The sequence below is a fragment of the Ampullimonas aquatilis genome (assembly GCF_049675895.1).
Taxonomy (GTDB): Bacteria; Pseudomonadota; Gammaproteobacteria; order Burkholderiales; family Burkholderiaceae_D; genus Ampullimonas; species Ampullimonas aquatilis.
Genome location: NZ_CP183834.1, coordinates 979,137 through 1,004,951, shown reverse-complemented (window position 1 = coordinate 1,004,951; position 25,815 = coordinate 979,137). Strand labels below are relative to the sequence as shown.

The following is a 25,815-nucleotide window of genomic DNA, read 5'->3' as shown; positions in this document are numbered from 1 at the left end:
GGCCTGAATTGAATAAGTTACCGCTAGTGTAAGCTGCTATGCAGTCCTTGTAAATCGTAGACCTCAAGGTGCTGAAGATGATGCATGCCTTCAACGGCAGCCTCGGCACCGGCGATCGTCGTGTAAGTTGTCACTCGCGCTGCCAGTGCAGAAGTACGGATGGCACGCGAATCTGCAATGGCACTACGCTTTTCTTCGACCGTGTTGACCACCAGCACAATCTCGTTGTTTTTGATCATATCCACAATATGAGGACGACCTTCAACCACCTTGTTGACTGTAGTGACTTCAATACCGGCAGCCGAAATTGCTGCTGCCGTGCCTTTGGTTGCCACCACTGAAAATCCCAGCGCCACTAATTCTTTGGCGACTTGCACTGTGCGTGGTTTATCACTGTTTTTAACTGACAAGAAAACCTTACCTGAGGTCGGTAGACGGGTACCAGCCCCCAATTGGGATTTGACAAATGCTTCGCCAAAAGTTTTACCCACACCCATGACTTCACCGGTGGATTTCATCTCCGGCCCGAGAATCGTATCCACCCCGGGGAATTTCACAAACGGGAAGACGGCTTCCTTGACGGAGAAATAAGGTGGCACAACTTCATCGCCGATTCCTTGTGAATCCAAGGATTGTCCGGCCATGCAGCGTGCTGCAATTTTGGCCAGTTGCAAGCCGGTTGCCTTGGAGACAAAAGGCACTGTGCGCGAAGCACGCGGGTTGACTTCCAGTACAAACACAATGTCCTGCCCGTCGACCTGCTGAATGGCAAACTGCACATTCATCAGGCCAATCACATTGAGGCCCTTGGCCATCATCGTTGTCTGGCGTTTCAGTTCATCGACCGTTTCTTTGGAGAGCGAATAAGGTGGCAATGAACAAGCCGAGTCACCGGAGTGCACCCCCGCCTGCTCAATATGCTCCATCACACCACCAATGAATACACGCTGACCATCGGAGATGCAATCCACGTCACACTCAATGGCATCGTTCAAGAAACGATCCAACAATACGGGTGAATCATGCGACACCTTGACCGCTTCGCGCATGTAACGCTCCAGATCCCGCTGCTCGTGCACAATTTCCATTGCCCGGCCACCCAGCACGTAAGAAGGTCTCACCACCAAGGGGTAGCCAATCTCCTGTGCCAGCAACAAGGCATCGGCCTCGGTACGGGCGGTACGATTAGGCGGCTGACGCAAGCCCAGCTCGTGCAGCAATTTTTGGAAGCGCTCACGGTCTTCTGCGGCATCAATCATGTCGGGTGAAGTTCCAATAATCGGCACGCCATTGGCTTCCAGATCCAGCGCCAATTTCAATGGCGTCTGACCACCATATTGCACAATCACCCCGACCGGTTTTTCTTTATCGACAATTTCCAGCACATCTTCCAGCGTCAAAGGTTCAAAGTACAGACGATCGGAAGTGTCATAGTCAGTTGAAACCGTTTCGGGATTACAGTTGACCATGATGGTTTCATAACCATCTTCACGCATCGCCAAGGCCGCATGTACGCAGCAATAATCAAACTCGATACCCTGACCAATTCGATTGGGCCCACCGCCCAACACCATGATCTTTTTCTTGTCAGTGGGCTCAGCTTCGCACTCTTCTTCATAGGTGGAATACATATAAGCTGTTTTTGTAGCAAACTCGCCAGCACAAGTATCCACGCGCTTGTACACAGGACGGACATTGAGTGCATGACGTTTTTCACGTACCGCTTTGTCAGTAGTCTTGAGCAATTTAGCCAGACGACGATCCGAAAAACCCTTTTGTTTGAGTGCAAAAACAGTTTCGCGATCCAGCGCGTCCAAATCCGATTTTTCGAGCGTCAATTCAATATCGACAATCTCTTTGATCTGCGCGAGGAACCAGGGATCTATCTTGGTCAGATTAAATACTTCATCAATCGTATAACCCTGGGCAAAGGCATCGCCTACATACCAGATACGCTCTGGACCTGGCTCGCCGAGTTCCACTTCGAGACTTTCACGATCCTGGGTTTTCTCATTCAGGCCATCCACGCCAACTTCCAAACCACGCAGGGCTTTCTGGAACGACTCCTGGAAGGTGCGACCAATGGCCATGACCTCACCCACTGATTTCATCTGCGTGGTCAGGCGACTATCTGCAGTTGGAAATTTTTCAAAGGCAAAACGTGGAATCTTGGTCACCACATAGTCGATGGAAGGCTCAAACGAAGCCGGTGTCGCGCCGCCAGTAATATCGTTGCGCAATTCATCCAGGGTGTAACCCACTGCCAGCTTGGCGGCAATCTTGGCAATTGGGAAACCGGTTGCCTTGGAAGCCAGTGCTGAAGAACGTGATACCCGTGGGTTCATTTCAATCACAATCATCCGACCATCTTTGGGATTAATTGAAAATTGAACATTCGAGCCACCCGTATCGACACCAATTTCACGCAATACCGCCAAAGAGGCATTCCGTAAAATTTGATATTCCTTGTCAGTCAGGGTTTGTGCCGGTGCCACGGTAATCGAGTCACCGGTATGCACACCCATGGGGTCCAGGTTTTCAATCGAGCAAACAATGATGCAGTTGTCTTTTTTGTCACGCACCACTTCCATCTCGTACTCTTTCCAGCCAACCAGTGATTCTTCAATCAACAGCTCGCTGGTAGGTGATGCTTCCAAACCGCGTTTGCAGATGGTTTCAAATTCTTCCGAGTTATAGGCAATCCCGCCACCGGTGCCACCCAATGTAAATGAGGGACGAATCACCACTGGAAAGCCCACCGTCTTTTGCACCGTCCAGGCTTCGTCGAGTGAATGCGCAATGCCAGAACGCGCCGAGCCCAGACCAATCTTGGTCATGGCATCCTTAAACTTGAGTCGATCTTCGGCCTTGTCAATGGCTTCTGGCGAAGCGCCAATCAATTCCACCCGATATTTATCGAGCACGCCATGCTTGTGCAAATCGAGCGCGCAATTCAGCGCCGTCTGACCACCCATGGTTGGCAAAATGGCATCGGGACGTTCTTTGGCAATGATGCTCTCGACTACTTGCCAGGTGATTGGCTCGATGTAAGTGACATCAGCCGTTTCCGGATCGGTCATGATAGTGGCCGGGTTGCTGTTGACGAGAATGACCTTGTAGCCCTCTTCGCGCAACGCTTTACAGGCTTGCGCGCCGGAATAGTCAAACTCGCAAGCCTGACCAATAATGATCGGGCCCGCGCCGATGATGAGGATACTTTTTATGTCTGATCTTTTTGGCATAGTGTTATAGCGGAGTGGACTTAACCACAAAGGCACAGAGAAACACAACGAAATACGTGCTCTTCAATGACCCAGATTATTCAAAGACAGCCATTCTGGATAAAACACGGCATATGAGCTGTCCTACTTAGTGTGCTTGTTGTTCCTTTGTGTCTTTGTGGCAAAGATAAGGCTTTAAACAATCAATTAATTATTTACGGGCTTCCATCAGGTTCACAAAGCGGTCAAACAGGTAGGCAATATCATGCGGACCTGGGCTCGCTTCGGGGTGTCCCTGAAAACAGAATGCCGGTTTGTCAGTACGCATCAGACCTTGCAATGAGCCATCAAACAAAGACACATGCGTGGCTTTCATATTGGCTGGCAAGGTATCCGCATCTACCGCAAAACCGTGGTTTTGGCTGGTGATCACTACCTGCCCGGTTTCCAGATCTTTCACCGGATGATTGGCACCATGATGACCAAATTTCATCTTCAAGGTTTTGGCACCGGATGCCAGGCCCATGATCTGATGGCCCAGGCAAATACCAAAAGTGGGAACGCCAGTTTCGATCAATTCTTTGGCTGCAGCAATAGCATAGTCACAAGGCTCGGGATCGCCAGGGCCATTGGACAGGAAAATACCATCCGGACTCAATGCCAGCGCGTCTTTGGCGGATGTTTGTGCTGGCAATACCGTGACCTTGCAACCGCGTGAAGCCAGCATCCGCAGGATATTGAATTTGACACCGAAATCATACGCCACCACATGAAAACGTGGCTGGCTTTGTTTACCGTAACCGCTACCCAGCTGCCATTCGGTTTCGGTCCACTCGTAAGACTCATTCACACTGACCACCTTGGCCAGGTCCATGCCAGCCAGACCAGGAAAGGAGCGCGCCAGTGCAATCGCCTTGTCGACATTGGGCGGATTACCAGCAGCACCGGCCACGATCGCGCCATTCTGCGCCCCTTTTTCACGCAGAATCCGGGTCAGCTTGCGGGTATCGATATCGGCAATGGCAACCACGTTTTCGGCCTTGAGATAGTCGGTCAGCGATTGGGTTTTACGAAAATTCGAATCCACAATGGGCAGGTCTTTGATGATCAACCCGGCCGCATGAACCTTGGTGGACTCCACATCTTCGGGGTTGACGCCCACATTACCAATATGCGGATAAGTCAGCGTGACCATCTGGCGGGAATAGCTGGGGTCGGTCAAAATTTCCTGATAACCGGTCATGGCGGTATTAAATACCACTTCACCAATCGTCTGGCCGGTGGCACCAATGGAAATACCATGAAAGACCGTGCCATCTGCCAACGCAAGTACCGCAGGATGTTTGGAAGCTTGCGTAATGAACGACAGGGATGACAACACGGGATAGGCTCCTAAATCGAGGGTCCCGCTTCCAGGCTCGGCCATGATTTACGCTGCTTATGCAGAACAACCCGTGGCGATGACCACGGGATAAATCAGACTGAGCAGGTTTGCTTTGGCTATGCGCTAGGCGGGACGATATGAAAGTTAAACCTTGCTATTCTAGCCGATTTGGCACTTATTAGCCAGCCGTCAGCGGTCTTACCCCTATTGACGCACGGTATTTACAACATGCTCACTTGCGTTTTTTTGATGATTTTCAAGGAGTATATTGATAAATAGGCTTACCAAGTGCTTATTTATTGACTATATTTTTATACACTATAGTAGTATACAAAATGAAGCAAACTTGCCAGTGATTTATCACCGTGCAACATCGTGCTGCAACAAGGATATCAGCCGCTACAATTGCACCATGCGATTTTTCTTTGATACCGAGTTTCTTGAAGACGGCCAGACGATTACCCTGCTTTCCATTGGCATCGTCAATGACAAGGGCGACGCCTTTTATGCGATCAATGGCGAATGCGATCAAACGCTGGCCAATCCCTGGGTCGTCAAACATGTGCTGCCGTATTTGCACACTCCGGAAGGCCCCACTCTGAGCCTGCCTGAAATACGTGCCGCAGTACTGCGCTTCATGGGTGCCAAACCCAAGGAAATCTGGGCCTACAATGGTGCCTACGACTGGGTGGTACTCTGCCAACTGTTTGGCCCGATGGTTGCCTTGCCCGAAGGCTGGCCTACTTATCATCTGGACATCAAGCAATGGCGCGATCACATTAATCGTCCCAAACTGCCCAAGCAAACCACCCGCAAACATCACGCTTTAAACGATGCCTTATGGGTCAAGGACAGCTGGCATTTTCTGAAAGACCTGCAAGCGCAGGCCGCTTTATTGACGATCGACCATACCACTAAAACCAGCACCTGATACCAGCACCTGATTACGCCAGGGCTTCCACGACCAGCCCAGTCGTTTTGAACTGTGCTTCGGCCTTAGCAAGATGCTTGAATAATTTTTGCCGCGACTTTTTAAAAGTTTCACGCACCAGTGTGCTCGCATCACGTCGTGCAGACCTGGCATCAAGCAATTGCTGGAAAAGTTTTTTGGCGACGGCCATATCCTGCAAATGACCTAGCAAAGATTGCAGCATTGCCAAAGTGGCCGAATAGTGCTCATTGAGATGATTTTGCGGCAACAACCCTTGCACCACAACCGCAAGATAACGCTGTTGTTTGATATCAATTCGACGCTGATGCAATTGCCGCATGGTCAATGAATCCAGCTGATGCAATTTGCTGCGTAACTTCTTATCGCCTCGCTCAAGCAGTTGCATCATGCGTTTGATCTCGCTTGCCTCATCAGTGATGCTGACACCAAGCTGTTTGCCAAGCTGCGCAATGGCCTGCTGCAACAGCACAAAACGCGGGCTGTTTAACGCCAGCCTTAATTGCACCTGATGACTTGCCGCTTTCATCTGTGCCTGAGTCAAACAATACTGGGCATCCACTTTTGGATGAGCAAGCAGCAGCTTGGGTAAAAGGCTATCGCAAAATACGGCCCAGTCACGCGACTGACCCAGCTCGGCCATCAACCAGTCCAGCTCCTTGGCAAGGGCCTGACGCTGATCTTTATCAATCCATGATTTGAATATCTGCAGCATCGCATCCAGATGTCGCAACAGCACCCGCAATTGATGCACCGGCTCGGGATCATCGCCCTGAACCGTCAATTGAGCCTGTTTTGCAAACACTGTTTGCCATTGCCTCATCTGTAATTTGATTGCCAACTGCAGCGTTTTACCCGTGTCCATAATCTGGCTCCACGACAACCACTTTGCGAATTCGATAGGCCAGCCTCAGTGCAACAAGCCCAGCACAACTGGTCGAACCACATTACATCTGAATTGAGGACATTCTTTGATGCACCGCAATCCAAACCAACCTGGCGGAGTCTACCGAAACAATGAATTCAGTAGTATCTTACAGCCTGACAACCTTGATGGACAGGAGCAGACATGAGTACCAAAAATAAAACCAATACAAAAACCGATGCACCCCAGGATGGTGACAAAGCAATTCGCAAGGCACGCAAGGAAGATTACAAAAAGACGCTGCTGGCCCTGCAGATAGAGCTGGTCAAACTGCAAAAACATCTCATCAGCGGCAACATGAAAGTGCTGGCCATTTTTGAAGGGCGCGATGCTGCGGGTAAAGATGGTGCCATCAAACGCATCACCGAACACCTCAGTCCCCGCGAAACGCGAGTTGTTGCCCTGGGCAAACCTTCCGATCGGGATTGCCAGTCCTGGTACTTTCAACGCTACACACCCTACCTGCCTGCTGCGCAAGAAATGGTGCTCTTCAACCGTAGCTGGTACAACCGTGCCGGTGTCGAAAAAGTCATGGGCTTTTGTACTGAAGCCGAATATGCGTCCTTCATTGATTCAGTGCTTGACTATGAGCGACTGCTGGTGCGCTCAGGCATCACACTCTTCAAGTTCTACCTGGATATCAGCGAGGCCGAACAGAAAAAGCGCCTGAAAGAACGCGCCGAAAGTCCGCTGACACAATGGAAAATCAGCCCAATTGATGCCCAGGCACAAAAGTACTGGAAGCAATACAGCAAAGCCCGTGACACCATGTTGACGCAAACCCATGACCCCGCCACGCCCTGGACCATTGTGCATGCCAACGACAAAAAGCTGGCACGCATCAATATCATTCGCCACATGCTCAGTCACCTTGATTACAAGGACAAAGATGCCACCCTGGTACAGCCCGACAGCAATATTGTGCAAATGTGCGACCCGACCATGATCGGCAAGGATTGGCTGGCACCTTGAAAATTTCAATATATGACAAACCGGTTCATTCAATGAATAGTTGATTTTTTTAGTCACTACCAGCAGTTGCAGACATCAAGCCAAAATAACGCGCTACTTAACACATGGATTTGATCTGCGTTGTAGACATTTCTCATCACGAGGTATATCGTTCAAATACGCCTTGGGTAAGGCGATGTCGTCCAGACTGCAGGGCAATATGCAAGCAAGCTTGCTACTTTCATGATTGGTGAGGTGACAAAATGCGCCGCCTGTCTAAACCACGTCCGCTGGTAGGCAGCCTGACCGCTGCTGTTCTGGCACTCCTGCCGCTGATTCTGCTGGCACTCTGGAAACATGGCTCCATTTCGGAAGGCATGGCACATCTCAATAAAATCGATGCCTCGCTGCTGCGCCATGCGGGCACCGTGCTGGCCATTTCACCCTACCTCTATATTGCCGCCGTACCGCTCTGCTTCTTTGCAGCGCAAATGCTGATCGGGCTGGGCCTGTCCAAATTACTGCACTTTCTGGCTGGCACTTTGGGCATCTGCATACTGGCCAGCATCTTCCTCACCCTGCTATTTGGCGGCAAGGGATTTTCCATGCACACCGCCTTTGGCGTGTTTGGCACCATCCTGGCAATAACCGGTTTATCAGCCTTTCCTGCGGCCATCAGCTACTGGTATCTGGTCATTCACCCCGAAATGGAAGAGCTGGAAGAAATGGTTCATCCCCATCATCAGCCGCAACAATCTTAATCACGGTAACTGCGCCAAAGTAGGACTTGTCTGATTGGTAGCTTGGCAAAGCCTCGATAAGATAAACCGAACCACCAAGCTTTGTTTTGGTGGAAAGCTGCATGACTCGGCTCACTGAATTCGGGAAACATCCATGACAATCTGCAACAAAACATCCAGTCAGGCTGCTAGGCTTTGGTGGCTAGCCCTAGCGTTGGCTGTGCCAATTTTCATCTTCAATGTCCTATCGGTCATCGTCAAATGGCTAATTAGGGCACCGGCAAAAAGAATACTGGCAATGAATCTCGGGGTAAACACGCAAGAAACCGTGGCTATCGTTACGCAACAAGGCGATTAAGACAAGACTAAAGTGACAGGAAACTGAAATCGATGGATGAGTGGGGTGAGTCTGCTGAAAAACAGAGCCACACCAACCTTGCTGGCATATCAAAGAGGCAGAAAAATCAGGTGCGACTGGCTGGAATCTGTTTATCCCCGTATGGAATATGGCTTTGTGACTTGTTAATAGCGTTTTTACCTCGGCAGTGTGCACCAAACTACCCTCATTTTTCCCCGACAATACCATGAGTAAAAGGTAGGGCCTGCTTTACTATGACCATCCGTTCTAAATTATCGATAGGGTGCAAGGCAATAATAAGATCAAGTAGCTGCCGCGCTTTTGTACTTGCAGTCTGTTCTTTGGGGTCTGCGGCTTCTTGTGTAGTCAAATAGACTAAATGCTCTACTAAGTTTCCTAATGCAATCATATTTCCGGCTAACTTTTCCCTAATAAGCTGCATGAAATCGTTAATCGACATATTTAGTATGTAATTTATATATAAGACTATATGCGTTTTGTCTTCAGTTAAGACCCGAGTTAGCTGGTTAAGGGAATATGGGTGATTTTCTGCAATCCGCTGCCTATCTGCTTGAGGGTTGTAACAACAGTATGAATCAAAAAAATCAACATATATTGACGGAAGCCGCCCCTTTCTATCACTGTCATATCTATCTACCACCTTTGCAATAAATCTATCAACAGTCATAAAAGAATCGCCACCGTCCCTTGGGTTTTGCTCAGCTACTTTTTGCAGAATTCCCCTTATTTTTCCCTCTCCCGCTTCGGTAATTTGACCTTGTATATTTAACAAGCGTCTATCTCTTGTAAAACAGTCAATGGCGCCGGCTAAACATTCCTTACCTATAAACTGCACTATTGCTTTGTGAATCAGAAGTGCCTCTAGATTATCAAGAGCCTTTTCCTTTGAAATCAAGAAATTCTCCTCAATTTCCCTTTGACTCAAATAGACAGTACCTTCTGCTAAACGTTGCCTAGCTGCAAACTCCAGTTTTGCTAACCGCAAGAGGAATTCTTCTTTATCTAACTGACCGTTTTTGAAATGTTTAAAAAGAAACTCACTAATTTCGTCAAATACAATATGCGGCTCTTGCTTGAAAAGAAGAAATAACGCTTTATCTTCGTGCATTGTTTCAGCATATTCTTTATCTATTCTAGAGGTTGCATAATCTAAGTGTATGCCTTCAAGCTCTCGATATGAATACGCCCTCTTACCTATCAATACAAATTGAATATATGCAAATGCTGCCAAGCTTGCTGCAATTTGCTTTTTAAGTTCATCAGAAATTCGAGAGGTATCACTGGAAAGTTCATCAAATGCCTTTTGGATCTTCTTAAGAACTCTAATATTTTCAATCTTTAATGATCTACATTTTTCAGCCAAAATATCAGAATAAGGTGCATCCCTCTTTAGCCCATGTCTAATTGCAGTCTCTAACCCAACAGAGAAAGTAATCTCCCAATCAATCACCTTTTCGCGGTAAGTGGCATACTCCGTCGCACTATCGCCAGTGAGTTGTTCTTCATTCAAAATGAGAACCACTTTACAGTTCTTTTCAAGGGTCAACTTGGTTATATAGCCCAATAGAGAATTTACAGTTAACCCTTTTCCCCGCCGTTCAAAATCATCTATGCAAACCAAAAGCTGTTTATCAAAAAATAGTGAACCAACTGTGTTAGATAACTTATCAACGGTACTGGGGTACTTTGCTATAGCCGAAAGGGCTGCAATTAACCCACCAATTATTAGAGTGCGATACGACCATAAATCCCATAAACTAAAACCTGACGCATATAGCCAACATATAAGATAGCCAAGGGGAAGTGATGCACTTATTAGAAGTACACCAAACTCTATTGTGCTGAGATTTACAAAGAAAGCACGTACTTTATTAATACAGGCTCTAAGAAAGACTCCTAGCGTTCGAGTAAGGTAGGATTGATTGAGCCTGTCTAAGCCAGTTTTATCTAATAATATATTCTCAGGTGGTAAATCCTTAATCGGGAAAGAATTTTCAATTCTTTTGCTTTCTAATTCTTGAATTGAATTACCCCCAAATAACGATACATAGCTATATCGCTTGTATACACCCTCTTTAAGTATGCTTCCTTTAGCTTCAGCTAATGTATCGTGCCACAGGAAGGTCTTACCCCCTCCCCACGATCCCTTTATTGAAAACACGTGGCTGTCATCGTCTATAAGGAAGTTCTTAATTCGTTTCTTCGCCCGCTCTAAATTATGTGCTTCAGTTTTGAGAGCTTCAGCGATTTTAGATAAGTCTTCGCTCATGATGAGATTTTCAATAGTCTAAAGTTTTGGATTGTAGCCTGCTTGCTGAATGCCCCTACAAATGCTTTACGAAGATTGATATGCTGTATATATACAGTTAAATATCCTTATTCAATCATGAAAAGGCTCTCAATTTGGGAAGAGAACATTGCCCTCCTTGAGTCACTCCTTTGTGGTGCCAGGGTATATCAGTGGTCAGTATGCCGCCATCAGACTTATGCCTTTTTAGTAGGCGCACATCATCTGAACCCATAGCGAGGCTGTAAGTTGCCCTAAGCAAGCTCTGGTGGAATAATTAAGCTGAAGGGGAGTTCTATCGTGCTTCTGGTAAAGCTCCTAGGGCTATCGCTAAGCTCTTGGAGCAAGCTTCTGGGACTACTTGTGGTGAGGTGGGTAACTGTTTGGTCAACGCATCCAGCCTGATTCGCTCCCAGCGCTCCCCACGACGCTGCGGCGATACCTCATCCGCATAACGCCGCAAAGCATCACCCAAGGTTTTTTTGCACCCTGCAAGCCAGTGGCCGCATTGGTACGCAGCACCATGGCCCGCTCGGCGGCCCAGCGCTCGGCCTCGCGCTTGGTGGGTGTGGTTATACTATCACGCACACCGCACACCTCAATCGGGATTCGCCAGGTGCCCTACTCGGTTTTTTTGGGAGTCGCCATGTTCGGGGGAAATTCTGGGGATAAACATGACGGATTTTATTGTTTTAACCACAAAACGCAAACACTATTATTTTTTAAGTGCCTGATTTTGTTGATTTTGTGGCTGTAAAAACAAAATCAAAATATAGGGGTGGTGCGACTGGCCGGAATCGAACCGGCACGCTCCTTCACAGGTTAGCGGCAGATTTTAAGTCTGCTGTGTCTACCAATTTCACCACAGTCGCCTGTGTGTTCTTGCGATCACACGAAGCTCGACATTATGCCTCAAAATCAACGGTTTTCGCCATACTTTCAACGACTCACACAGAATTGTCTGGCTTGGCGGTTTTGGCCAGCGGCAAATCCAGAATAAATTCAGCACCTTGCTTGTCATGATTACGTGCACTCAACTGGCCACCATGCTGTTCCACAATGCCATAACTGATCGACAAACCCAAACCGGTACCCTTGCCGACCGGCTTGGTAGTAAAAAAAGGATCGAAGATATTTTTAAGTGCTTCGACTGCAATCCCGGGACCATTGTCAAGAAACACCACCCGCACCCGGCCTTCATGCTGCTCGGCATTGATCCACAGGGTCGGCGTACCCAGCTCTTCATTGGAAGCCGCATCGTAGGCATTCTGAATCACATTCATCAACACCTGCAACAATTGCCCTGAATGCCCAATCACCGGCAAGGGCTCACCACGCTGCCAGTGCACCACAAACGAAGGTGCGGCACCCTTAATGATCCAGTGAATCGCCCGCTCGATCACCTCGTTCAAATCAATCGTCTCGCGCTCTTCGCGATCAATGGCCGAGAAGGTACGCAAGCCCTTGACGATGTCGGTTGTGCGATGCGCACCTTCGAGCGTGCCTTCAATCAGAGAAGGTAAGTCATTGAGCACATGATCAATGCGCAGATGCTGACGCAGCGCCAGATTGGCATCGCCCGGGATTTGCGTATGCAACAGCTTGATATATTGCGCCAGGGTTTCGCTATAACGCTTGAGCGCATACACATTACCCAGCACAAAGCTGATGGGATTGTTGAGCTCATGCGCGACACCTGCCACCAGACGCCCCAATGACGCCATTTTTTCGGAGTGCAGCAATTGTTGTTGGGTACTTTGCAAGCGCATATGCGCCTGCTTGAGCGCCTGGTAAGCCAGTTTCAGTTCACCCATCGGCCGTCCCACAAACACATGGCCAGCACGGCGGCCCGCCTGATCAAAGCGCGGTGTGCAATTGACGTCCACCGGCACAATATTTTTGCCCTGCTGCAGATTGATTTCAATGGTGGCACCGGCGCGTGGCTGGGTGGATTGTTCCAGCAACTCACGCATGCGATTGACGCTGCCTTCATCAGCCAGCAGGCTATAGATCGAACGCCCCCGCAAGGCATCTTCGTGAGTGCCGACCAGCTCGCACAGGGCTGCGTTGGTTTCTTCAATCGCCCCACTCTGATTGCAGGCAATCAACACATCGGACATGGAAGACAGCACACTGAAGATGAATTGCTGGGTCTGCTCCAGTTCGGTATTTTTTTCTTCCAGCGCAATTTCATCACGAACCAGTTGTGAATACACCTCGTCCATTTTCTGAATCACATCCAGCCAGGTACCTTCATCAATCCCTTCCATGGCGGTGGGATGCTCCAGCGCCGTGATGTTGGCAGGCATCGCAGGCGCAGAACGTGGAGATTTTTTACCGTTGGGTTTGACCATGCCTCAATGTACCGTACAAACCATGCACGGATCAAATGAACGAACGATATGCTGTACTGCCACTGGCGTATCTTCGCCAGGCAAAATGGTCGCCCCCACCAGCGCCGCTTCCAGCGCACCCGGCTGACCTTGGGTATCACGTGGCGAAAAATTCCAGCTGGTTGGCGCGACTATCTGATAATTGGCGATCTTGCCATTACGCACCACCAACCAATGCCCCAGACTACCGCGAGCGGCCTCGGTCATGCCCACACCGGTTGCCGAGTCGGGCAACTCGGCCTGCGCAAAATAAGGTTCATTGGGCAGCAAGCCACGCAACCAGTTTTCCATATGCGGCAAGACCAAAGCCAGCTCCAATAAGCGCGCCAAGACTCGCGCAAACACCGAGCTCCCCTGCTGGGCAATCACATCGCGAATCAGGGGATGCCCGGCCACCAGCTGACGCGCCAGCGCCCCCGTTTCCAGCACTCGGCCAGCCAATCGAGGCGCCTTGTTCCAGGTGTAGGCATCGGGCTTGTCCATCATGGGCAGCGTTTTGCCCTTGAAGGGATGCGCGGCCCTGGCTTCATCGGCATACCAGGCATGGCAGGAATCCTCCGTAATACTGGCCGTATCCAGGGCTGACCAACTGGCTGCGCCTGCGGCATCGGTGGCGTCCCAAATACCGGGGGCAAAAGTATATTGTTCCGCATCCAGCCGATACGCGCCATAAGACATATACAGCTCAGGGCCACGCCCGAGTTGCGCCAAGCCAGTCTGGCGGGCAATGGTTAAAAACAGGCGTAAATCGCCCTGCTCCGGCGCAGCCTTGGCATACCATTGATCCAGTGCGGCCAAACTACCGAGCGCGGCAATTTCTTCCAGCGGTGCAGCAAACAGGGTTTGCTCCAGAAAACCGCGAAACTCACGCAACTTGGCCAAGAGGCGAATCCGCTCCTGTGGCTCGATCGAGCGCGACGAACCACCCGGCTCAATCGCCTGGGTATGCGGCCATTTGCCCCCCAGGGTGCCCATCAAGGTAAACCAGCGTTGCCGCGCCATCAGCGCTAAACGGGCATGCTCACCCGCCTGCGCGGCAAAGCGCTGTTGCACGGTGGCAAACCAGGGCTGGCTGGCATACACCGGCCGAGCAAAGTCGGGCATGAAAAATAAATAAAAATGAGTCAGATGGTCGGCCAGATTTTCGGTGGCCAACATCAAATTGATAACCCGCTGACCATTGGCGGGTGGCACAACCTGCATGGCATCCGCCAGCGCCCGAGCTGCGGCCACGGATTGCGACACCGAGCAAATGCCACAGATGCGAGGCACATAAACCAGCGTGTCGTGCGGGTCCTTGTTTTGCAGAATCTGCTCAAAGCCACGATACATGGTGGAGTTGACGCGGGCTGATTGCACTTGACCATCGACCACGTCGAGCTGCACTTCCAGATCACCTTCGACCCGATTAAACGGACCAACAATCAGGCGCTCGGTGGTTTTTTGAGTTGCCATAAAGAGATTAAAAATTGAATTTTCAAACGATATTTCAAACGTCAGCGCAAGCGCGTTTTGCGAATTGCCGGTTTGACCACGCGATGATCCGCCACAGCATTTTGTTTGACGCGTTTGGGGGTGGCCGATTTGGACAAGGAGGCCAAGGCCACAAACCAGGCTTTGGGCATGTCGGTGGGCAAGCCAATCGGAATACCGGCCACTTTGGGGGTGGCATGAAAAGCATGGCCGGGCTCTTCAAACCCAGGTTCGGTGCAACTGATACAGGCATAGCCACCACGGGTACAGGAACCTTCACCATTCCATAGCCGGGTATTGCAATCGGCATGCACCTGGGTTCCTTTACAACCACGATGTTCCATCATGCAACCCAGGTCGGAAGGTTTTTCGGCGCTGGCCTTGAATTCATAAAATTCATTACGGGTACAGCCATGGTGAACCAGATGATCCGCATAAAAACTGGGACGCCGCAGGCTATCCAGATCAGCCTCGACAAAAACATCATCCGACAAAGCCATCAAGGTTTCCAGCACCCAGTTGGGGTGCGTTGGACAGCCGGCAATATTGATGACGGGCAGACCCTTGCGGGATCGATAGTCGCTGCCCAACAGACCACCGGGCCGATCACCTTCATATTGCAGACCACAGGCATCGGTGGGGTTGATACCGGCTGCGGTAATACCGCCATAGGCTGCGCAAGTGCCAACGGCAATGGTGTAATCGGCCACCGCAGCCAGTTCACGCACCCAGTCGATCATCGGCTTGCCAGTGCCTGCCATCAGATGAAACTTGCCCGTACCATACGGCCCGCGCAAGAGCGAGCCTTCCACACACAGGCCATGCAAGGGGACTGCGCCACTGGCGCAACGCCGCAAAATATCAATCGCATCGGCACCACTTTGCAATGACAAGGAAGGATGCCAGAGCAGATTGATGCCAGCATCGGTCAGGCTACCAAAAAAGTCGCTGGTATCGGCACACAATAATGACATCGTGCAACCACCACAGCCACCTGATTGCAACCAGAGCAAATTGAATCTTGTTTGGGCTGACGCAGCCGTGAATTGACTCAGCTCAGCGGATGAATTGGCACCCATTATTTATTCTCCAAACCCAGGCGTACCAGCTTGTTACGCAAGCCCACCCGCGACAATCCAAGCTCCCGCGCGGCCTGCGATTTATTCCAGCGCAGGCGCAAGAGCGTTTCCTTCAGGATCACGGCTTCCATGGCATCAAGCCGTTCCTGCAGCGTACCGGTCTGTGGCATGCTGGCCATGGCAAAGCGTTCATTGCCCTGTGTGGCAGGCCCGGCCAGGCCTTGCAGGACGCGTGCTGAAAAAATCCGTGCGGTGATGGTGTCGGTATCTTCCTTGGCCATCAGCACCGCAGCGCGAATGATTTCATTGCGCAACTCACGAATGTTGCCGGGCCAGGGATAAGTGAGCAAGGCCGAAATCGCATCGGGCGATAACTGTTTAAGTGGAATATTGAGATCTTCGGAGGCCTGTCTGAGCAAGGACTGCGCAATCAGGCTGATGTCACCCGGCCGCTCACGCAACGGTGGCATCATCAGTGGCATGCCCGCCAGGCGGTAATACAGGTCTTCACGAAACTGGCCGGCACGAATTGCTTCATCGAGATTGCGGTGCGTGGCCGCCACCACGCGTACGTTGACCGGAATGGATTGTGTGGCGCCGACTGGCCGCACTTCGCCCTCCTGCAACACCCGCAGCAGCTTGACCTGAAAGGCCGGTGAGGTATCGCCCACTTCATCCAGAAATACCGTGCCGCCATTGGCGCGCTGAAAAATGCCAATATGGTCTTCATACGCGCCGGTAAACGAGCCGCGCTTATGACCAAACAGTTCGGATTCGAGCAGGGTGTCGGTCATTGCCGCACAGTTTTCCATCACAAAGGCCTGGCTGGCGCGTGGGCTGGTGTAATGAATGGCGCGGGCGATCAGTTCTTTACCGCTGCCTGATTCGCCCAGTACCAGCACCGGAATATCGTATTGGGCAATCCGGGCAGCAAGCTCGCAAACACTGTCCATCGGACTGCCTTGGGCACGCACGATACGATCGAAATCGAAACTGGCCTGTACCTTGGCCTGTTTTTCGGCGGTGCGATTGCGCAGTACCGGCATGCTCGGGCGCAGCTCCAGATCAAGCCGATGCAGTTCACGTTGCAACTTGCGCGCTTCGTCCGCACCGCGCACTGCGTTGATGAGATTGTCGGGCAGCCAGGGCTTGAGCAGATATTGATAGATACCCGCGTCATTGATACCGGCAATGATGTCTTCGGAATCGGTATAACCGGAAATGATGATGCGCACCACATCGGGCCAGCTATTGCGCACTTCCTTTAAAAATTGAACACCGGTCAGGCCGGGCATGCGCTGGTCGCACAGAATCACCGAGACGGGCTGATTTTGCAAAACCATCCGTGCCTCATCGGCCGAGCTGGCGGTGAGAATATGAAACTCGTCTTCCAGCGTACGACGAATCACATCCTGAGAACGTACCTCATCATCAACAACCAGAACTGTAGAAAGCATCAGTGCATCTGAATGACTCATGACTGCCAAAACCGCTTCTTTGTGGATGAAAATTTGAATTCAACAATGAACCAAGCCGACCAGCTGACTCACTTAGCGATCCGGCAATCAACTCGCTATCGCATTTTTTGACTGGCTTGCATGATGGTTACGCTGTGATTATGGCAGGCTGGTTAGCAACTTACCAGTCAGGTGTTTTACCCCTCTTGACAAGTCATCTATGGCTGGTCAAAAAGTGATAGAAAACACCTGAAAACAGCATACTGATAGAGAGTACAGTTAATAATCAACCCATTAAGTGCGTATATATTAATTAAAAATAAATACACTATCTCAGTATTATTAACGCCTAGCAAATGCGTGGCAACTGCTCGCCTGATAACCAGTCAACCACCCGCTGTCCACCAAAACGGGTGCGCATCTGCACAAAATGATGGTCATCAACCGTCACTACGCCGATTCGCGCCGCATGTTGACCGAGCGGATGCTGGCGCATGACAGTAAGCAAAGTGTCTGCATGTTCGGCAGGACACATGGCAACCAGCTTGCCCTCATTGGCCACATAAAGTGGATCAAGGCCCAGAAATTCGCAGGCGGCTTCCACCTGAGGCAAGACGGGAATCGCCGCTTCATTGAGCATCATGCCCACCTTGGACTGGGTAGCAATTTCATTGAGTGTCGTGGCCAGGCCACCGCGCGTGGGATCACGCAACACATGCAGGTCGGGCACCGCCGCCAGCATGGCTGCTACCAATCCGTGCAAGGCCGCGGTATCGGAACGGATTTCGGTATCAAAGGCGAGTGACTCGCGTTGTGACAAGATGGCAACACCGTGCTCACCCATCGAGCCGGAGACGATGATCACATCACCGGGTTTGGCACTCGCGCCATCCACCTGCACGCCCACCGGCACCACGCCCACGCCGGTAGTGGAGATGAACACGCCATCGCCCTTGCCGCGTTCCACCACCTTGGTATCGCCGGTGATGATCGGCACACCGGCTTCATTGGCGGCATTGGCCATAGAATCAACGATGCGCTTGAGTTCGGACAGGGCAAAGCCTTCTTCCAGAATAAAGCTGGCCGACAGATACAAGGGCCTGGCACCCGCCATGGCCACATCGTTGATGGTGCCATGTACCGACAGGCAACCAATGTCACCACCGGGAAAAAACAGCGGCGACACCACATGGGCATCAGTCGCCATCACCATGCGCCCGGCGGGGACAGCAAAACAGGCACCATCATGGCCTTGTCGCAGCCACTCGTTATCAAATGCCTTGACGAACAGCTCGTCAATCAACTGTGCCGAAGCACGGCCACCCGCGCCATGTCCCATGTCGACCCGACCATGCTTGAGGTCGAGCGGACGCAAATAATTAGCCTTGACTGTGCCACTCATGATCTGTGCTCCTGGTTCTTATATCGTTAATCTCTGCTCGTGCTGCTTGCCACGACTTGGACTGCCTCTGCACCCTGCTCGGCCAACCAGCGCCGAGCCTGGACAAACAGCATCAGGCAGCAACAATGGCGATGTCTTTAAAACGCCCATATGAATAATGTGCCGCGCAAGCGCCTTCACTGGACACCATGCATGAACCCATTGGATTTTCAGGGGTGCAGACGGTGCCAAACAATTTGCAATCGACCGGCTTTTTAACGCCACGCAAAATGGCACCACATTCGCACGCCTTGTTATCGGCCACGGCCTTGTAATGGAGGTCATAACGGGCTTCGGCATCAAACTCGGCGTACTCGGCACGAATCTTCAAGGCACTCAACGGCACCTCACCCAGGCCCCGCCATTCAAAACTCTCACGCACTTCCAGCACTTGCGCCATCAAGTCTTGCGCCGCCCTGTTACCGGTTGGTGTCACAGCGCGAACAAATTCATTTTCAACCGTATGCCGACCATCATTGATCTGGCGCACCAGCATCAAAATTGCCTGCATCACATCGAGTGGCTCAAAACCGGCAATCACCACGGGCTTGCGATAGCCTTCGGCAAACGGCACATAAGGGTCGGAGCCAATCACAATACTCACATGAGCCGGCCCCACAAAACCATCAATGGGCACGGTGCCATATTCACGCACTTCGGGGGATTCAAGAATGTGGGTGATAGCAGCGGGCGTCAGCACATGACAGCACAGGACGCTGAAGTTCTTCAGACCCAACTGGCTGGCCTGCCGAATGATGAGTGCGGTGGGTGGTGTGGTGGTTTCAAAACCAATCGCAAAAAACACCACTTCCCGATCCGGATTCTGTTGGGCAATCTTGATCGCATCGGCACCTGAATAAATCATGCGAATATCGGCACCACGAGCCTTGGCCTTGATCATGGAAAGGCTCTCGGAAGCTGGCACACGCATGGTATCGCCATAGGTACAGACAATCACATTGCGACGCAAGGCCAGATCAATGGCCAGATCAATCCGACCAATTGGCAATACGCATACCGGACAGCCCGGGCCATGAATCATGCGCACATTGTCGGGCAACAGATCGGTCACGCCATAGCGTGAAATCGCGTGCGTATGACCACCGCAAAATTCCATGAAGTTGTACTGGTGTGCCGGGTCGGCTTCGGCAGCAATCCGCTCGGCAATCTTTTTGGCCAGATCAGCATCTCTGAATTCATCAATATATTTCATCTTCGTCTCCGATTTGTGATTATGCGTGTGGGGTCAGTGTGTGGTCGCGATCAGTTCAATCCGCGTTGACGATCTCGCCAAACATGGCGAGCGTTCGCTCGGCTTCGGCAGCATCAATCCTGCCGATGGCAAATCCCACATGCAGGATCACGTATTCACCTTGACTGACTTGATCAAGCAGCGCCGTGCAAATGGTTTTGCGCACGCCCCCCAAATCAACCAGCGCCTGCTGCTCGGGCAGCACTTCAATCACTTTTACAGGTATCGCCAGACACATCTTCGTCTCCTAGTTTATTTTTCAAATTATCTTGCCAACATCTTGCCAAAAATCAACCAAGCGCTTGCATGAATGCTTGCCCGGGTGCTTGCCTCAGACCAACGCCACACAGCTGGGCAGCCACCCATGCCTGCCCCAGCGCCAAACCCGCATCACCACACGAAACCTGCTTGGGCAGTACCACATGCAAGCCAGCTTCCTGCAATCTTGCGACCAGACGCTCAGTGACCAATTTGTTGAAAAAACACCCACCACCCAAGGCCACGGTTTGAATGTCATATTGCCGGGTTGCACGCAAAGTCCATTGCAGCAAGGCTTCGACCAATGTCAGATGAAACAGTGCTGCACCACGTGCTACGGCGTCATCGTCACCCTTGTCGGCCAAGGCAAACAACTGCCCCAGCAAGGGTAAAAGATCGAGCTGACCATCGGTATGCAAAAGGGTAGGACAGCTTTGCTCAGGTTCGCTGTGGGTAGCCAGATATTGGGTGGCGAGCTGTTCCAGTCCAATCGCTGCTTCCGCCTCAAACGCTTGCCGTACACTGATGCCAAGGGCACCCGCTGCGGCATCAAACCAGCGCCCTGCACTGGTAGTAATGGGTGAATTGAGCTGCCGATCAAGCATGGTCTGCACCATGCTCGCTGCCGACTTGCCCACGATCGGACCATAACGATCCACAATTTCCAGACGCCGTCCCAGGGCATGCAAGACCGCCGCTGCCATGCGCCACGGCTCACGGGCAGCCACATCCCCACCGGGCAGGCAGAGTGGACTGAAATGACCCAAGCGCTGCCAGTGCGGGCCATCCACCCATAACAGTTCACCACCCCAGGCAACTCCATCGGTACCCAGCCCCACGCCATCCAGTGTCACGGCAATCACCGCTTCATCCAGACCATATTCCGCCATTAACACTCCGGCATGGGCATGATGATGTTGTACGGCAATGGCTGGCACCTGTAATTGTGTGGCCGTTTGAACTGCCAGTCGCGAGCTGAAAAAATCGGGATGCAGATCATGCGCCACCGCCTTGATCTTGCCCTTGGCCAGCACCGTCAAAGCAGCGACTGAAGCCTCCAGTGCCAGGCAATTGGCCGCCTCGCCAAGATCACCATGCACCGCTGACAGCGTGACTTGATTACCTTCAATCAGACAAGCGCTATTTTTTAACCAGGCACCACAAGCCAGCACGGCTGAACCGATTGATGTGACCGGCGCAGGCAAGGTCAGGGTTTGCAGGTTTGGGTTCATTGTTTTACTCCTGTTTTACCCTGCTTCGCTCAAACGTAGTTTGAGCGATTGCAATTCTTTTTCCAACTGGGCAATCCTGACGCTGACATCATCGACTGCAGTCTCATGCGCATGCTGGTGATGGCTGAGCACATGATGTTCTTCCAGAATCCAGTCAAGCCAGGCCTGCATGCCCTGACCGGTACGGGCCGACAATTCGATCACTTCGATCCCAGGGTTGACACGACGGGCATAGTCGATACAACGTGCCACATCAAAATCCAGATGCGGCAGCAGATCAGTCTTATTGAGAATCATCAAGCGCGCAGCGGCAAACATGTCCGGATATTTGAGCGGCTTGTCTTCACCCTCGGTAACCGACAGGATGGCCACCTTGGCTGCCTCACCCAGATCCCACATTGCCGGACAAACCAGATTGCCCACGTTTTCAATGAACAAAACACCACCGCCATGAGCATGGTCGGCATGATGATGGTGATGCGCATGGGCATGGTCATCATGTTGGTGAGTATGCTCATGGTCATGTTCGTGACCGTGATCATGCAAGTCAGTATGCGCCTGTGCGGCATGATCATGATGCGTATGATCATGCAAAGGCAGGCGCGCAAAGGCTTCGCCCACCATCTGGGCATCCAGATGACAGCCCTTGCCGGTATTGATCTGAATCGCGGGCGCGCCAGTCTCGCGAATCCGATCCGCATCATGACTGGTCTGCTGATCGCCTTCAATCACCGCCAAGGCCAAATTTGCAGTACGTTGCTGCAAGGCACGGATCGTGGCACACAATAAAGTTGTCTTACCTGAGCCTGGGCTGGAAACCAGATTGAGGGCAAGAATGCCATGACCGGAAAAATGCTCGCGGTTATGTTTGGCATGACGATTGTTTTCACCAAGCACATCCTGCTCCAACTTGATGGCTCGATCCTGCGACATCCCTGGCACCGAGACCTTGGCTGCCCCTGCGCCAAAGTGCAGATCACCATTCACGGGGTTAACTGCCATCACGCCTGGCTCAGTATGCGTATGGCCATGCTCGTGGTCATGATGTTCATGTATCTCGCTCTTGCCACTACATCCGCAAACTACACACATAACAGCTCCTTCCTATTTTTATCAATCGGGCACTGAGCATGGCTGAGTGCCGTGTTTAAAATTTCAAGCTGGCTGGTCTTGGACCAGCATTTCCAGCACTCTCAATTCGGTACCACCAGTCGGTTGCAAACGATGACTGCCGCACACGCTGCAGCTATCCAGCCGTGACTGAATGACAACCGTCTGGCAGCATTGCATGCACCAGGCTTCCCCGGGTGGCATTTCAATATCAATCACGGCATCCTGCAAAACGGTATCAGGCACGATGGATTCGAGCGCAAAGCGCAGTGCCCGCAACTCCACACCCGACAAGGCACCCGCTTCCAGCTTTAGCCTCGTCACACGCGCAAAACCCTCGCGTTGTGCAGCGTCTTCGACAATTTTTAAAATGCCACCGGCCAGACTGACTTCATGCATCACACCACTCCACGTCGTATTGCACACAGGGATCAAACGCCGCCACCAGCACCGCAATTTCACGTTCATAGTGCTGACGCGCTGTACTGCCGGTTTCATGTATGGTCGCACGCATGTTCGCAATATGGCACGCCAATCCGCCCTGGGGATGAAAATTCCATTCGGTTGGCGCAATCACCCGATAGTCGGCAATGACCACTTCCTCATTGAGCATTTCCAACCTGATCCAGTGCACCAACAGACCACGCGCCATCTCACACCAGCTCATCCCCTGCCCCTCATCCAGTGATAAGGCACCGTGATCCAGATCCAACTGAATGGCGACATTGGCACTCTGACCCTGCATCTTCAACACCAAACCAGCCAGCTCAGCCAAACGCTGCCCAAGCCGCAACCAGACATTCCACTGTTGCTGCGCTACCCAAGACAGCATACTCAAACGTGTCATGACACCCGTCTCACAAGGTCGGCCTTGCCACAGTGGCTGCCTATCAAATTGCGGATCGGACAAGCCCTGCCTGATCCAGGCCAGCAGATCCTGCTGACCAGCGTGCGGCAGCAATGCCGACATGGCAAGCTGCAAAGGTTCTGCTACTACCTGACACGCCGACAGACACTGGGCAGGCAAGGTGTTGACATTCGCCAGCCACGCCTGCATGGCATTGCCAGGATGTTGCTGCCACGCTGCCAGCCATTGCTGAAGTGGCTGTCCATACACTTGCTTGACCATCCATTGATCCAACGCCACGCCAAGGTGTCGCCCATCCGCCAAAAATAGCGGGCAATACCGTAACTCGGTTAATTGATTCAAGTAAGCTGCTTGTCCATCTTGTGGCAATAATAAACGTGGCCAATCCAAAAATAATCTGCGCACATGCTCACGTGCGGTTTCCAATTCCAAATCAATGCCTGGTACATCGACCACCTGAGTATCATTGACTACTGGCTTCTGCCAACCTTGCAGTGCCCTATCCACTGCTGCTTGCGCGCTCCAGGCATGGGCACTACCGCACAGAGAATAGATCTTGGGCAACCACTGCACTGCTGCCTGCGGTGGCTTGCCACGCAAAATCTGCGCAGCCAAAGCATAACGGCTCGACACAATCGGTGCAGCCCGATTGCCAGGCACAAAATGCAATGCCCCTGCCAATGCAGCAGCGTTAGCCGACGTGTTCACAACTTGCTACCACCTTGTACACTCCCGCGACCTGTAAAAAATGCGCGACGTGATGGTCGCTCAACTGCAGCCTGCGATGCCACAACAGCAGAATCAGCCGCAACCGAATTGACGGGAGTGCGGATCATCTGCAAAAAAGTCATAGCCGTTTCAATCGCTGCCTGCTGATTTTCAAAATCAAACATAGGGGAAAACAGCGAGCAAAATTCAAACTGTCCTATCGCCGTTTCATAGGCTGTTAAAAATTCAATATTTTCATGACCAAGCTGATGGGATGAGGCTTTGCCAACTGACTGACAGGACTGGTTTTCGAGTGGCAATGCCACCAGATTCATGAACCAGGGCGTGATCAATACGCCATAGGCCAGCTCAGGGTTCTCCACACTCTGCTCAAAACCCACTGCTTGCACCTTGATACCGGTATGCAGAAAAGGCAGTCCCTGCATACGCGTTTGCGCAATATCGTCAAACAAGGCCTGCAGTAAACGCACCCGCTCCGACCAGGCCGGATTGATGGTAACGGCCTCACGACTTGCTTGAGTAATTGGTTGATTGGCTAGTATCATTTTGGAACCGGATTACACGGTACTCAGTTTTCTTCGTGAATCACCATAAACTGCTCGGCGGACCCATCACAATTGGGGCAACGCCAGTAATCAGGCAAGTCAGAAAACGCCGTTCCGGGCGCAATCTGCCAAACCTCATCACCCTCTGCAGGATCATATACCCACCAGCAAATCTTGCACTCCAGGCGCGTAGTCGCCGTGATCTTGGACAGATCACCCAGATAACTGCCTTCAAAGCAGTTCCTCTGATCAAGTGGCTCGGTCATTGCGTGACAACCCATTGCAAGACTTCTTCCAGTCGCTCAAGAGAATCTTCCAGATCTTCCTTTGCCGCACAGGCGACATCCGGAATATCCACAATCTCAATCGTGTTAAGAATGATTGCATCTTGCGAGTTGTAATACGTCACGCGCCAGCAATTGGGTATCTGGGTACTGGAAACACGGCAATTGCCATAGCCACGCGACAGAATAACGACATTGCCCAGACCAATACTCTGATCGAGGAAAACCACATCTTCCTGTGACAATGGCAGCAAGGTCAGATTGATCACATGCGGCAACATGCCATGCTTCCAGGAGCCGATCTGATCATTGAGTTCGGTCAACAGGGCACTGGCATTCATGACACCCGGCGGAAATTGCTCGGGAATGGCAATACGACGAATCGGCGCAGCAATGGCACGGGCACGATCCAGCAAGCGCATGGGAATGGCACCAATTTCAATATGGTCTGAAACAATCTGCTCACCGAGTGTTTCAATCACACGCCAGACACCAGCAAATACCGATTCCTGGACTTTCAGTTCAGTTTCGCCCAATACCCGTGCGCTCACTTCCCCCTCACCCAATACCTGATTGACCAGGTGCAGGTTATCGCGATCCAGATTCAGCATACTGACCGGTGCTGGCCTGCCACCTGCATTGGCCACTTGCAATGCTGTCACAATGCTGCGCAGCGCATCGTGCGCGGCAGTCAGATTGGCAACATCTTCCGGTTCTGGCAGGATAGGCGGTGCATAGGTATACATCTCCTTGGGCATATTGATGTATTCAAGTACTTCTTCTTCAACCTGGCTACCTGGGCCCAAAGGCATGATCGGGATGGTAATGGATTTCATTGGATAACCCTTATTGAATATG

The 25,815-nt window shown here is 51.5% G+C and carries 22 protein-coding genes and 1 tRNA gene; 3 read left to right on the top strand and 20 right to left on the bottom strand.

Annotated features, from left to right (window positions below; translation table 11 throughout):
* Nucleotides 1–23 precede the first annotated feature (23 nt).
* Together carB and carA are read right to left on the bottom strand one after the other, a co-directional pair.
* Nucleotides 24–3,242, bottom strand: coding sequence for a carbamoyl-phosphate synthase large subunit (gene carB / locus ACMYR3_RS04660; protein WP_424194985.1), 3,219 nt, complete (start codon nt 3,240–3,242; stop codon nt 24–26).
* A gap of 190 nt (nt 3,243–3,432) precedes the next feature.
* Nucleotides 3,433–4,647, bottom strand: a complete 1,215-nt coding sequence (gene carA, locus ACMYR3_RS04655) for a glutamine-hydrolyzing carbamoyl-phosphate synthase small subunit (RefSeq protein WP_424194983.1) — start codon at nt 4,645–4,647, stop codon at nt 3,433–3,435.
* A 370-nt stretch (nt 4,648–5,017) separates the two neighbouring features.
* On the opposite strand from carA, the gene ACMYR3_RS04650 reads away from it, so the two are divergent.
* On the top strand, nt 5,018–5,536 hold the full coding sequence (locus tag ACMYR3_RS04650) for a 3'-5' exoribonuclease domain-containing protein (RefSeq protein ID WP_424194981.1): 519 nt from the start codon (nt 5,018–5,020) through the stop codon (nt 5,534–5,536).
* 13 nt (nt 5,537–5,549) lie between these two features.
* Here the strand turns inward: ACMYR3_RS04650 and ACMYR3_RS04645 are convergent, their stop codons facing one another.
* On the bottom strand, nt 5,550–6,419 hold the full coding sequence (locus ACMYR3_RS04645) for a CHAD domain-containing protein (protein WP_424194979.1): 870 nt from the start codon (nt 6,417–6,419) through the stop codon (nt 5,550–5,552).
* 204 nt (nt 6,420–6,623) lie between these two features.
* Between ACMYR3_RS04645 and ppk2 the strand changes: the two genes are divergently transcribed.
* Complete coding sequence (ppk2, locus tag ACMYR3_RS04640; RefSeq protein ID WP_424194977.1) at nt 6,624–7,451, top strand: polyphosphate kinase 2; 828 nt, start codon at nt 6,624–6,626, stop codon at nt 7,449–7,451.
* A 242-nt stretch (nt 7,452–7,693) separates the two neighbouring features.
* Complete coding sequence (locus tag ACMYR3_RS04635) at nt 7,694–8,191, top strand: hypothetical protein (protein ID WP_424194975.1); 498 nt, start codon at nt 7,694–7,696, stop codon at nt 8,189–8,191.
* Nucleotides 8,192–8,733: 542 nt separating this feature from the next.
* On the opposite strand, the gene ACMYR3_RS04630 is transcribed toward ACMYR3_RS04635, so the two are convergent.
* From ACMYR3_RS04630 to ACMYR3_RS04550, 17 genes are all read right to left on the bottom strand, one after another.
* Nucleotides 8,734–10,818 carry a P-loop NTPase fold protein gene (locus tag ACMYR3_RS04630; RefSeq protein WP_424194973.1) on the bottom strand — a complete coding sequence of 695 codons (2,085 nt, stop codon included), beginning with the start codon at nt 10,816–10,818 and terminating at the stop codon, nt 8,734–8,736.
* Nucleotides 10,819–11,223: 405 nt separating this feature from the next.
* The gene (locus tag ACMYR3_RS04625) at nt 11,224–11,424 is read right to left on the bottom strand and encodes a hypothetical protein (RefSeq protein WP_424194971.1); all 201 of its coding nucleotides are present in this window, start codon (nt 11,422–11,424) and stop codon (nt 11,224–11,226) included.
* A gap of 191 nt (nt 11,425–11,615) precedes the next feature.
* A tRNA-Leu gene (locus tag ACMYR3_RS04620) sits at nt 11,616–11,708 on the bottom strand.
* A 75-nt stretch (nt 11,709–11,783) separates the two neighbouring features.
* Complete coding sequence (locus ACMYR3_RS04615) at nt 11,784–13,190, bottom strand: ATP-binding protein (protein WP_424194969.1); 1,407 nt, start codon at nt 13,188–13,190, stop codon at nt 11,784–11,786.
* 3 nt (nt 13,191–13,193) lie between these two features.
* Nucleotides 13,194–14,684, bottom strand: coding sequence for a nickel-dependent hydrogenase large subunit (locus ACMYR3_RS04610; protein ID WP_424194967.1), 1,491 nt, complete (start codon nt 14,682–14,684; stop codon nt 13,194–13,196).
* A 41-nt stretch (nt 14,685–14,725) separates the two neighbouring features.
* The gene (locus ACMYR3_RS04605; protein ID WP_424194965.1) at nt 14,726–15,781 is read right to left on the bottom strand and encodes a HupU protein; all 1,056 of its coding nucleotides are present in this window, start codon (nt 15,779–15,781) and stop codon (nt 14,726–14,728) included.
* On the bottom strand, nt 15,781–17,259 hold the full coding sequence (locus ACMYR3_RS04600; RefSeq protein WP_424194963.1) for a sigma-54-dependent transcriptional regulator: 1,479 nt from the start codon (nt 17,257–17,259) through the stop codon (nt 15,781–15,783). The genes ACMYR3_RS04605 and ACMYR3_RS04600 overlap by 1 nt, the downstream gene beginning before the upstream one ends.
* A 328-nt stretch (nt 17,260–17,587) precedes the next feature.
* On the bottom strand, nt 17,588–18,640 hold the full coding sequence (gene hypE / locus ACMYR3_RS04595) for a hydrogenase expression/formation protein HypE (RefSeq protein ID WP_424194961.1): 1,053 nt from the start codon (nt 18,638–18,640) through the stop codon (nt 17,588–17,590).
* Between the two features lie 112 nt (nt 18,641–18,752).
* Nucleotides 18,753–19,892: a hydrogenase formation protein HypD gene (hypD, locus tag ACMYR3_RS04590; protein ID WP_424194959.1), complete on the bottom strand. Its 1,140-nt coding sequence runs from the start codon at nt 19,890–19,892 to the stop codon at nt 18,753–18,755.
* Nucleotides 19,893–19,947: 55 nt separating this feature from the next.
* Nucleotides 19,948–20,169 carry a HypC/HybG/HupF family hydrogenase formation chaperone gene (locus ACMYR3_RS04585; RefSeq protein WP_424194957.1) on the bottom strand — a complete coding sequence of 74 codons (222 nt, stop codon included), beginning with the start codon at nt 20,167–20,169 and terminating at the stop codon, nt 19,948–19,950.
* Nucleotides 20,170–20,221: 52 nt separating this feature from the next.
* The gene (locus ACMYR3_RS04580) at nt 20,222–21,421 is read right to left on the bottom strand and encodes a carbamoyltransferase HypF (RefSeq protein ID WP_424194955.1); all 1,200 of its coding nucleotides are present in this window, start codon (nt 21,419–21,421) and stop codon (nt 20,222–20,224) included.
* A 15-nt stretch (nt 21,422–21,436) separates the two neighbouring features.
* Nucleotides 21,437–22,513: a hydrogenase nickel incorporation protein HypB gene (gene hypB, locus ACMYR3_RS04575; protein WP_424194953.1), complete on the bottom strand. Its 1,077-nt coding sequence runs from the start codon at nt 22,511–22,513 to the stop codon at nt 21,437–21,439.
* 63 nt (nt 22,514–22,576) lie between these two features.
* On the bottom strand, nt 22,577–22,930 hold the full coding sequence (gene hypA / locus ACMYR3_RS04570; protein WP_424194951.1) for a hydrogenase maturation nickel metallochaperone HypA: 354 nt from the start codon (nt 22,928–22,930) through the stop codon (nt 22,577–22,579).
* Nucleotides 22,923–24,107, bottom strand: a complete 1,185-nt coding sequence (locus ACMYR3_RS04565; RefSeq protein ID WP_424194949.1) for a nickel-dependent hydrogenase large subunit — start codon at nt 24,105–24,107, stop codon at nt 22,923–22,925. Before ACMYR3_RS04565 ends, hypA begins: the two co-directional genes overlap by 8 nt.
* Nucleotides 24,104–24,673, bottom strand: a complete 570-nt coding sequence (gene hybE, locus ACMYR3_RS04560) for a [NiFe]-hydrogenase assembly chaperone HybE (RefSeq protein WP_424194947.1) — start codon at nt 24,671–24,673, stop codon at nt 24,104–24,106. Before hybE ends, ACMYR3_RS04565 begins: the two co-directional genes overlap by 4 nt.
* Nucleotides 24,674–24,696: 23 nt before the next feature.
* On the bottom strand, nt 24,697–24,939 hold the full coding sequence (locus ACMYR3_RS04555) for a rubredoxin (RefSeq protein WP_424194945.1): 243 nt from the start codon (nt 24,937–24,939) through the stop codon (nt 24,697–24,699).
* A complete protein-coding gene (locus ACMYR3_RS04550) occupies nt 24,936–25,793 on the bottom strand; it encodes a hydrogenase expression/formation protein (protein ID WP_424194943.1) in 858 nt (285 codons plus the stop codon). Before ACMYR3_RS04550 ends, ACMYR3_RS04555 begins: the two co-directional genes overlap by 4 nt.
* Nucleotides 25,794–25,815: the final 22 nt, after the last annotated feature.

What these genes read in the sequence shown, in the direction of transcription:
- ACMYR3_RS04580 (WP_424194955.1), bottom strand. Translation starts at nt 21,421, where the DNA reads ATGAACCCAAACCTGCAAACCCTGACCTTGCCTGCGCCGGTCACATCA.
- ppk2 (WP_424194977.1), top strand. Translation starts at nt 6,624, where the DNA reads ATGAGTACCAAAAATAAAACCAATACAAAAACCGATGCACCCCAGGAT.
- carA (WP_424194983.1), bottom strand. Translation starts at nt 4,647, where the DNA reads ATGGCCGAGCCTGGAAGCGGGACCCTCGATTTAGGAGCCTATCCCGTG.
- ACMYR3_RS04600 (WP_424194963.1), bottom strand. Translation starts at nt 17,259, where the DNA reads ATGAGTCATTCAGATGCACTGATGCTTTCTACAGTTCTGGTTGTTGAT.
- ACMYR3_RS04605 (WP_424194965.1), bottom strand. Translation starts at nt 15,781, where the DNA reads ATGGGTGCCAATTCATCCGCTGAGCTGAGTCAATTCACGGCTGCGTCA.
- ACMYR3_RS04610 (WP_424194967.1), bottom strand. Translation starts at nt 14,684, where the DNA reads ATGGCAACTCAAAAAACCACCGAGCGCCTGATTGTTGGTCCGTTTAAT.
- ACMYR3_RS04585 (WP_424194957.1), bottom strand. Translation starts at nt 20,169, where the DNA reads ATGTGTCTGGCGATACCTGTAAAAGTGATTGAAGTGCTGCCCGAGCAG.
- hypA (WP_424194951.1), bottom strand. Translation starts at nt 22,930, where the DNA reads ATGCATGAAGTCAGTCTGGCCGGTGGCATTTTAAAAATTGTCGAAGAC.
- ACMYR3_RS04645 (WP_424194979.1), bottom strand. Translation starts at nt 6,419, where the DNA reads ATGGACACGGGTAAAACGCTGCAGTTGGCAATCAAATTACAGATGAGG.
- ACMYR3_RS04635 (WP_424194975.1), top strand. Translation starts at nt 7,694, where the DNA reads ATGCGCCGCCTGTCTAAACCACGTCCGCTGGTAGGCAGCCTGACCGCT.
- hypD (WP_424194959.1), bottom strand. Translation starts at nt 19,892, where the DNA reads ATGAAATATATTGATGAATTCAGAGATGCTGATCTGGCCAAAAAGATT.
- ACMYR3_RS04630 (WP_424194973.1), bottom strand. Translation starts at nt 10,818, where the DNA reads ATGAGCGAAGACTTATCTAAAATCGCTGAAGCTCTCAAAACTGAAGCA.
- hypE (WP_424194961.1), bottom strand. Translation starts at nt 18,640, where the DNA reads ATGAGTGGCACAGTCAAGGCTAATTATTTGCGTCCGCTCGACCTCAAG.
- hybE (WP_424194947.1), bottom strand. Translation starts at nt 24,673, where the DNA reads ATGATACTAGCCAATCAACCAATTACTCAAGCAAGTCGTGAGGCCGTT.
- carB (WP_424194985.1), bottom strand. Translation starts at nt 3,242, where the DNA reads ATGCCAAAAAGATCAGACATAAAAAGTATCCTCATCATCGGCGCGGGC.
- hypB (WP_424194953.1), bottom strand. Translation starts at nt 22,513, where the DNA reads ATGTGTGTAGTTTGCGGATGTAGTGGCAAGAGCGAGATACATGAACAT.
- ACMYR3_RS04615 (WP_424194969.1), bottom strand. Translation starts at nt 13,190, where the DNA reads ATGGTCAAACCCAACGGTAAAAAATCTCCACGTTCTGCGCCTGCGATG.
- ACMYR3_RS04650 (WP_424194981.1), top strand. Translation starts at nt 5,018, where the DNA reads ATGCGATTTTTCTTTGATACCGAGTTTCTTGAAGACGGCCAGACGATT.
- ACMYR3_RS04555 (WP_424194945.1), bottom strand. Translation starts at nt 24,939, where the DNA reads ATGACCGAGCCACTTGATCAGAGGAACTGCTTTGAAGGCAGTTATCTG.
- ACMYR3_RS04550 (WP_424194943.1), bottom strand. Translation starts at nt 25,793, where the DNA reads ATGAAATCCATTACCATCCCGATCATGCCTTTGGGCCCAGGTAGCCAG.